Below are 8,446 nucleotides of genomic sequence, written 5' to 3' on the forward strand. Positions count from 1 at the left end.
CTTGGGCTTGGCGCGGGCGCAGTGTCATCGGTGTTGCTGCTTTATTACGAAAATCAGACAGATGGATTGTTTCTTTGGGGTAGCGGGCAGGTGCTGCAAACCAGTATTTCTCCCGTGGCGGCTTACTCCCCCGTCATCGGTTTGTTGCTGCTCGCGACCTTATTGGTATTGCCAAAGCTGTCACTGTTTTTGCTCGGTGACACACATGCATCGTCGTTGGGGGTTGCGGTGAGTCGATGGCGTTGGTGCATTCTTACGCTGGCTATCGCGCAGGCGTCTTTGGCCACCGCGCTCGTGGGGCTGGTGGCATTTGTGGGGCTTATGGCACCGCATATCGCGCGAGCTTTGTATATGAGAGCAAATGAGAACCGCAGTGTATTGTTGCTATGGCTTTTGTCTGTGCTGGTTGGCGCTAGCTTGGTGCTCATTGCTGAGTGGTGCTCTCGCGGTATGCTAGTGATTGGCTACCGATTACCTACCGGAGTGTTTACTGCCCTGATCGGCGCGCCGTTTTTTATTTTCCTCCTTTTAAGACGTCGTGGACAAGTCGCATCGGCAAGTGACCAACACGGTTTGACGCTGTCACCGTTTGTTCATTTAAAACCCAAGAAAACCTTGTTTCTGCTTACTTTAGCGTTTGTCTTTAGTGCGCACTTTTGGGGGCATTCTAGTCACTATTTTGGCTCTAACGATGATTTACTTGGATATTGGGATAACTTACGCGTGCTTTTAGCAAGTGTTGCCGGAGTCGGGCTGGCCTGTGCGGGGGTGATACTGCAAACCCTATTTCGAAATCCGATGGCAAGTCCTGACATCTCCGGTGTGAGCGCTTTTTCCGTGTTGATCATTGCCTGTGTGCTGGTGGTCGAACCCAGCGCTTCGCAAATCGTGCTGACGCTTGCTTCATTGGCTGGCGCTGTGTTGGTGCTTGTCATGCTTTCTTGGGGCTTAAAACAGCAACTAGGTGTTGCTCAATTAGCACTATTTGGCATCGTGATTTCTGCCTTTGCCGGTACAGCTACTCACATCCTACTTACCTTCGGCAGCAGTACGACCTCAGTGACCTTGATGTGGTTATCGGGCACTACCTACGGAGCATCTACCGACAAACTTGTTCCATTTTTTGGGGTTGTGATTGGACTTTGCGTGGTGCTCATTCCTTTATTGCGCAGTCTGGATGTACTCAGTCTTGGGGAACAGCTCCCGGCAGCACTTGGCGTGCCTATCGCCAAGCATCGTTTGTGGTTACTGGCCATCGCTGCTGGGCTTACTGCCACCTCTATCGCTCATGTTGGCGCGATTAGCTTTGTGGGTCTTTTGGCTCCTCACTGCGCTCGAATGATGGGGCTATATCGACATCAACACCTTCTTCCCGCTGCAGCACTCATGGGTGCTACGTTAATGGTCTGGGCCGATGGCCTTGGACGTACCTTGACCGCCCCGAATGAAATTGCGGCGGGTTTGATGGTGTCAATTTTAGGCAGTGTCTATTTCCTAATTCTTATTTTAGTTGGCTACAGAAAATATCAATATGCACGAACTTAACTCCCTTTATCAGCGCGTTTCTTATCACGTTCATGAGATGCGCAAGCCTGCCCCGACAAGGTGCAAATGCAGGCCATACTGCAAGCTGCCATGAGCACTCCGGATCATGGTCGTTTACGTCCTTGGCATTTCTTGGTTGTTGAAAACGACCACATTGTCAATTTAGTCAGCCATCTAAGAAATGCTTGGCTAAGCCATGATGCTAAGGTCACAGCCGCACAAGCGAATCGACTGGCGGACTACCTTAGTCACGCACCTAGCTTGGTGTTGATTTCGGCGCGCGTTCAAACACATAAAGAAGTGAGCAACAAGATCAGATCCTGTCTGCGGCCGCAGCGTGTCAAATGACATTGCTGGCCGCAGATCGATTGGGTTTTGGCGGTGTGTGGTACTCCACGGATGCTGCTGAGTTACCGGGTGTTCGTGACATTCTCGGTCTTAGTGATGAGCATTACCCAGTCGGCTTTATGGTCTTTGGTACGCCAATTGAAGTGCGTCAGAAGCCAAGAGTGAATGTGAGTCAATACACCCAAGTGTGGCAAGCCCCTAATCAGTTAAGTGCATGGATAACGGAGAAATAAAATGGCACATACACTCAGTTTTCAATCGTTTTTCAATAGCCTTTATGTTGATATGGATGGTCTGTTTATCGAAGCTGGGGTCATCGACGCTGACATCGCGGGTAAACCGAAAAAATGCGCGTGTTTTTCGCTCTCTAGTGGCGCTCTGTGGCTACCGTTAAGCTACGTCTCTGCTAATGGTCGCCATCGATATACGCAAGAAATCTATCATGTTAATGATGGCTCAGTATCTGAGGTGTCTTTTCCTATTGCTGTGGATCTTGTGCTTGGATCCTGCGAGGTAGCAAGCTCAGAAAAGCGCGATCGCCTACTTCAGCGTATCGGCGACTCGGATAACTATATTCAACGCGCGTCAGCGTATAAGGCAAGACGTGGCTCAGTCACCATGCCAGCCAAATTCATCGAATCTGAACAAGCGCTGGTCGGTGGCCACAGTATGCATCCGAGTCCAAAAAGTTGCGCGCCGCTGTCTCACAGCGAACAGGCTCACTTTTTACCTGAGTATGAAGCGGAGTTTGCTATTGAATGGTTTGCAGTGGCAAAAGATCAGCTTGTAGGCGAGGCGCAGGTCGAGACTTTTGAGCATCATTTGCAATCCCTGTTTGCTTTGTCAGTACCAGAAGAGAGTAGGGGGCTTGTGGCTGGCGATTATTTGCCTTACCCCATGCACCCCTTGCAGGCAAAGGCTTGGCGAGCATCTCAAGAGGCTGAAGAGTTGAAAGGGGGTGTTGTTGATCTTCAGTTACAAAGTGGTGGCTGGCAAGCGACGTCGTCTAGTCGTGCTATTTATCACCCGAATATGCCATGGATGCTGAAGGTCTCATTACCCATCAAATTGACCAACTCACTGCGTCTTTTAACCCCTAAAGAAGCAAGACGTGGTACGCTGTTCAGTCAATTATTGAGTCATGAGGCCGGTCAGGAGCTAGTGCAAAGGCTGCCCAGCACCACGTTTATTGAAGAGCCTGCGTGGGTAACTATTTGTACAAAGCAAGGACACGAACTGGATCTGCCATTAGTGAGTTTTCGTCATAATCCGTTTTATCAGTCGAATGCGAGCCACGGTAAAAACAGCCATGACACGACGCTGGGTCATCATCTGCTTGCGACGGCGAACCAGATTTGTGTCGAACAAAGTGAGCCTCAAGTCGTTACTTGGGTTAAGCGGGTGGCAGCAACGCAATCAATCACCTTAGAGCAAGCTGCGTGTTTATGGATGGGGCAGTTTATGCAGCATGTGATGGCGCCATTGTGTATCGCTCGCAGCGACTATGGCCTGATCCTTCTCGCTCACCAGCAAAATATTGTACTAAAAATTGAGGATGGCCTGCCGATTGGCATGATGTACCGCGATTGTCAGGGAAGTGGTATCACTGAGCTTGCATTGCAGCGCTTCGCATCGGTGTTTGAAAGCGTTGATCCGGAATACTTTATGCCGAGTGAACAGGTGAACCCGTACCTTGCCTATTATCTTATCGGCAATTCTTTGATGAATACGGTGTCTGCGATTGCCGCTGGTGGCTTAGCTCCAGAAGAAAAATTGTATGAGGTGTGCCGAGAGCACTTGGCTCGACTGGCAGCGGCTCATCCTTTGGATCCCTCTTTCTATGACTATTTGCTGACTTCTCCGACTCTGCGCTGGAAACGAAACTTCTTGTGCTTCTTGGAAGAAAATAATGAAGCCACACTATCGAATCCTGCTGAGATTTATCGTGACATTGCCAATCCGCTATTGGGGCAAAACCTGCCACTATGTACCAAGCCACTGCCAGATGACACACACATTAGCGTTTATCCAATTAAGCGTAATGAGTGGTCATTAGTCTCCAACTCGATTGAGCGCGGCCGCGTCAGTGCCGAGCTTTGCGACGATTTGGTGACGGTTGAGATAGCAGCAAAAGAAAACTTAGTGTGGTGGTCTGCCATCGAGCATGTTTTTTATCACTTCGATGTGGCGCAGGTTCAGTGCCCAGATGCCCCCTCATTTATGAGCTACGTTTTGGAAGATAAAAACCTGCTTAGTCGTTCAGCATTTCTTCAGAATGCGCCGATTTGGCACCGACCAGTCAGTAAACCAGATAGACAAATAGAACAGCGAACTGAGCACGGAATTCAGTATCCAACGCGCCCAGAAAAGCCGGAAGATGTGTTCTATCAACGATACCTCTACCGAGAGAAGCGAGTGGTGTGTTTTAGAAAAGCGCAGCTACCACGGGATCTGAATGGTTTTCATCGCTGGCATAACGATCCCGCAATTGCGCCGGTTTGGGAGTTAAGCGGCTCTAAGCTGTCCCATCAGCAATACCTGACCAAGATGGAAAGCGATCCTCACCAGTTCCCGATCATCGGTGAATTTGACGGTGTCCCTTTTGGTTACTTCGAGATCTATTGGACTGCAGAAGATCGTCTAGGGCCATTTTATGATGTCGATGAGTTTGACCGCGGCGTTCATATGCTGTCCGCGAATGCACGCTTCCGAGGCTGGCGCTACTTCTCCGCTTGGTCACGAAGCATCGTGCACTATTGCTTCTTGCCGATCTCAACACTCAACATGTGATGGGTGAACCTCGTGCAGACAATAAAAAAGTGTTGGCACTGACAGAGCGAATTGGCTTCGAACACCTTTTCGATTTTGATTTTCCACACAAAAGAGCAGCGATGCTGCAATGTCGACGACAGCGCTTCTTTGATGCTTATGCCATTTAAGTGGATAAGAGAACACATATCAGGCTAGGAAAAAATACAATGAACACAGTTGATTTTGATTTAGTTGGAGTGGGCATTGGTCCTTTCAACTTGAGTATCGCAGCGCTTGTAGCGCCCAAGACAGAGTTAAAAAGCCAATTTTATGAACGTAAACCTGAATTTGCTTGGCATCCTGGGCTACTGCTCAATCACGCCAAGATGCAAACCTCGTTTTTAAAAGACTTGGTCACGGCCGTAGACCCTACCAGCCCTTACACGTTTATGAACTACTTGGTGAAGAACCAAAAATTCTATCCATTCACCGCGCGTGGTGATTTTATGATATCGAGGTTAGAGTTTTCCGATTATATGGCATGGACAGCGAAGCAGCTCCCTAATACCCAATTCGGCACTGACATCAGTGAGGTGCGCTTTGCCGATGATCACTTTGTGATTACTGCAAATGGTGAGACGGTAACCAGCCGTCATTTGGTTGTTGGTACAGGGACGCAGCCAGTGGTGCCGGAGTGCGCGCAGGATAAGCTTAGCGATCACTGTTTCCACGCCCACGAAATGATGGTGCGTAAGCCAGATTTAACGGGCAAACGCATTGCAATCATCGGTGGTGGGCAAACAGGTGCGGATATCTTTCAGCATGTGTTTGCCGGTGATTTTGGTAAGCCGAGGCAACTTGATTGGGTGTCACGCCGTGCAAATCTAGAACGGCTGGATGAGAGCTGTTTTAGCGACCAGTTTTTTATGCCGGATTATGTGAATCAGTTTTACCATCTCGACAAGGATCGACAAGCGCGTGAGGTGTCTCGCCAAAAGCTGACCAGTGATGGGATCACCGATGACTGTTTGACGTCGATCTATCAGGCTTTGTATCACGATAAGTATGTATTAAGAAACCCAAAGTGGTGGACAATTCAGCCTCATCAAGAGCTAGTGGGGTTAGATTTGTCAGGGAAGCAACACCAATTGCGACTTCGCCATGGGGTTACGGAGAACGAGAAAGTGCTTGAAGCTGACGTTGTGATTTTATGTACAGGCTTTAAGCGAGTGTTGGCACCCTGCCTTCAGGGCATTGCCGATAAGCTGCAATTGGATGAGCTTTCTAGGCCGCTTCTTAATTCTGAGTACGCTGCACATTGGAAGCAGCCTTGTGATAACAAGTTGTTTGTCGTGAATTCAGGTACTCATAACCATGGAATCATTGAACCACAACTGAGTCTTGCGGCGTGGCGAGCAGCGAAAATTCTCAATCATGCCAATGGCGATGCGCTGTATCATCATGGCGACAGTAGCAACGTGATGGAATGGGGCTTAAACTCAGTTCAAGAGGATAGGGCAAAGGTCGCCGAGATGGATTTGTCGAGTTAGCCGCCCTGCGGATAACAAGCAGCCCCACAAGACAATGCTAGTGGGGCTGCTTTTATTTCGCTAAATGTTGGATTAGTTAACGTGAGCGACCGCGTCTTTCACCAACTGACCAAGCTCTTCCCAACGACCTTCGTCGATAAGGTTCGTTGGCACCATCCAAGTGCCGCCACATGCCAATACAGACTTGATAGATAGGTAGTCATCGACATTCTTCAAGCTGACACCACCTGTTGGCATAAATTTCACGGGATACACAGCGGTCAGCGCTTTAAGCATACCCACACCACCAGATGGCTCCGCTGGGAAGAACTTCAATGTACGCAGACCCATTTCCATTGCTTGCTCAACTAGGCTTGGGTTATTAACACCCGGTACGATAGGTACGTTTTTGTCGATGCAGTATTGAACCGTGCGTGGGTTGAAACCTGGGCTTACGATAAAATCAACGCCTGCTTCAATCGCTTGATCGACTTGCTCGTTAGTAAGAACGGTACCTGCGCCAATCAGCATCTCTGGGTACGCTTGACGCATCGCTGAAATCGCGTCGGCTGCACATTCGGTGCGGAAGGTGATTTCTGCACATGGCATGCCGTTATCTACGAGTGCTTTACCTAGAGGAATAGCATCTTCAACTTTGTTGATGGCAATGACAGGAATTACTTTAAGGTTTGCTAGCTGTTCGTTTAGGGTTGTCATATGTCTTTGTCCTACTAATCAAGAGTTGGCGTTGCTGTATTAGGAATAATAGCACCGCGGTATTGAATGACTGTGCCTGCAACTTTGTGTCCCATTGCGGCTGAGTTAAACGCGTCGCCACCGGTCAGGCGCTTGGCAAGATAACCGGCGCTGAATGAGTCACCTGCGGCTGTAGTATCAATCACGGAGTCGACCGGCTTGGGTGCGACATACTCTGCGCGACCTTCGCTAAGTACTAGACACTCTTTTGCGCCGCGCTTAATGGCAATTTCGCTGACACCAGCGTGTTGAGTGCGCTCGATGCACTCCTCTAGGCATGTGTCGCCAAACAAATCTTGGTCATCTTCGAACGTAAGCAGTGCGGTGTCGGTAAAACCAAGCATCGCTAGGTACGTGCGCTGAGCGGTATCACGGCTCGCCCAAAGCTTTGGACGATAGTTGTTGTCAAAGAAGACGCTGCCGCCTTTGGCTTTGAACTTATCAAGGAAGCTAAATAGGGTGTCACGTCCAGAGTCGGTCAAAATAGCCAAGGTAATACCACTTAGATAAACCGCATCGTAATCCATTAACGATTCAACAAGAGACTGGCTTTCTGGTTGATCAAACACGAACTTGGCTGCCGCGTCGCTGCGCCAGTAGAAGAAGGTGCGCTCGCCAGTCTCATCAGTCTCGATGTGGTAAAGACCGGGCATTTTGTCGTTTAGGCGCAACACTTGGTCGGTATCGATACCTTCGTCCGACCAAGCTTCAAGCATTTCAGATGAGAAAGGGTCGTTGCCTAGTGCGGTAATGTAGCTTACTGAAATGTTGTAATTTTTCGTCAAACGAGAAAGGTAAAGCGCCGTGTTTAACGTATCACCGCCGAAACTTTGCTTCAGTAGATCTTCTTTGCGTTGTAGCTCCACCATGCATTCGCCGATGATCGCTATTTTGTATTGGCTCATAGTCAAATATCCAGCTTGAGAGTGCCCAGTTTCATTCATTATCAATGAAATGAAACTGGGCAGTAAGACTCTGATTTAGCGTAACTAACTGATTCTTTTATGATGGCTTTACTGTGGTGGTATACCTACCACATAGACGTTGCTCTGAGAGGTCTTGACTGCAACAGCTCCACAATTCCCCACGCCTCAAGAAACAAATAGACAACTAAATTTTATTTGAAACGTCGTTTTGATATGTTCTAATCTACCAGCATAAATTGAAGTTATGGTAGTAATATTTCTACTTTAAGCGACTAAGTGTGATTTAGGTCGAGTTTCATCATTGCGGGCTCTTGAGCTCTGTATGGGCGACGAAGCCATTGGAACTTCTCACAGAAAATGAATAAGCCATGATGCATAAGGAGCGGTATGGAACTCATTGATGGTGCAATTGTTGTCGGTTACTTTGCTTTCGTGTTGTTCGCCGCCCTGGCGTTCAAGCGTTTTGCTATAGATAGTTCCGGCTTCATTCGTGGCGGTGGGGCTATGATGTGGTGGATGGCTGGAGCCACAGCGTTCATGACACAGTTTTCGGCTTGGACCTTTACGGGGGCGGCCGCTAAGGCCTTTGAG

5 protein-coding genes and 3 pseudogenes are annotated in these 8,446 nt (G+C 48.8%); 6 read left to right on the forward strand and 2 right to left on the reverse strand.

Features of this window, described 5'->3' with window-relative positions; translation table 11 throughout:
• From TZ48_RS12395 to TZ48_RS12420, 5 genes and pseudogenes are all read left to right on the forward strand, one after another.
• Positions 1-1,545: iron ABC transporter permease (locus TZ48_RS12395; RefSeq protein WP_112479381.1), on the forward strand; the 1,545-nt coding region annotated here is incomplete at its 5' end.
• A gap of 54 nt (positions 1,546-1,599) precedes the next feature.
• Positions 1,600-1,893, forward strand: a pseudogene (locus TZ48_RS25835) (nitroreductase family protein); the annotation flags it as partial.
• Complete coding sequence (locus tag TZ48_RS25840; RefSeq protein ID WP_112479383.1) at positions 1,890-2,126, forward strand: nitroreductase family protein; 237 nt, start codon at positions 1,890-1,892, stop codon at positions 2,124-2,126. The pseudogene TZ48_RS25835 and the gene TZ48_RS25840, both read left to right, overlap by 4 nt.
• A gap of 385 nt (positions 2,127-2,511) precedes the next feature.
• Positions 2,512-4,832, forward strand: a pseudogene (locus tag TZ48_RS12410) (GNAT family N-acetyltransferase).
• A gap of 39 nt (positions 4,833-4,871) precedes the next feature.
• Positions 4,872-6,194 carry a lysine N(6)-hydroxylase/L-ornithine N(5)-oxygenase family protein gene (locus TZ48_RS12420; RefSeq protein ID WP_112479386.1) on the forward strand — a complete coding sequence of 441 codons (1,323 nt, stop codon included), beginning with the start codon at positions 4,872-4,874 and terminating at the stop codon, positions 6,192-6,194.
• Positions 6,195-6,266: 72 nt separating this feature from the next.
• On the opposite strand, the gene TZ48_RS12425 is transcribed toward TZ48_RS12420, so the two are convergent.
• On the reverse strand, positions 6,267-6,890 hold the full coding sequence (locus tag TZ48_RS12425; protein ID WP_112479387.1) for a bifunctional 4-hydroxy-2-oxoglutarate aldolase/2-dehydro-3-deoxy-phosphogluconate aldolase: 624 nt from the start codon (positions 6,888-6,890) through the stop codon (positions 6,267-6,269).
• Between the two features lie 14 nt (positions 6,891-6,904).
• Complete coding sequence (gene kdgK / locus TZ48_RS12430; RefSeq protein WP_112479388.1) at positions 6,905-7,834, reverse strand: 2-dehydro-3-deoxygluconokinase; 930 nt, start codon at positions 7,832-7,834, stop codon at positions 6,905-6,907.
• A gap of 408 nt (positions 7,835-8,242) precedes the next feature.
• Here kdgK and TZ48_RS12435 point away from each other — a divergent pair.
• Positions 8,243-8,446 (forward strand): annotated as a pseudogene (locus TZ48_RS12435) (sodium:solute symporter family transporter); the annotation flags it as partial.

The sequence above is a fragment of the Vibrio variabilis genome (genome assembly GCF_003263785.1).
Lineage (GTDB): Bacteria > Pseudomonadota > Gammaproteobacteria > Enterobacterales > Vibrionaceae > Vibrio > Vibrio variabilis.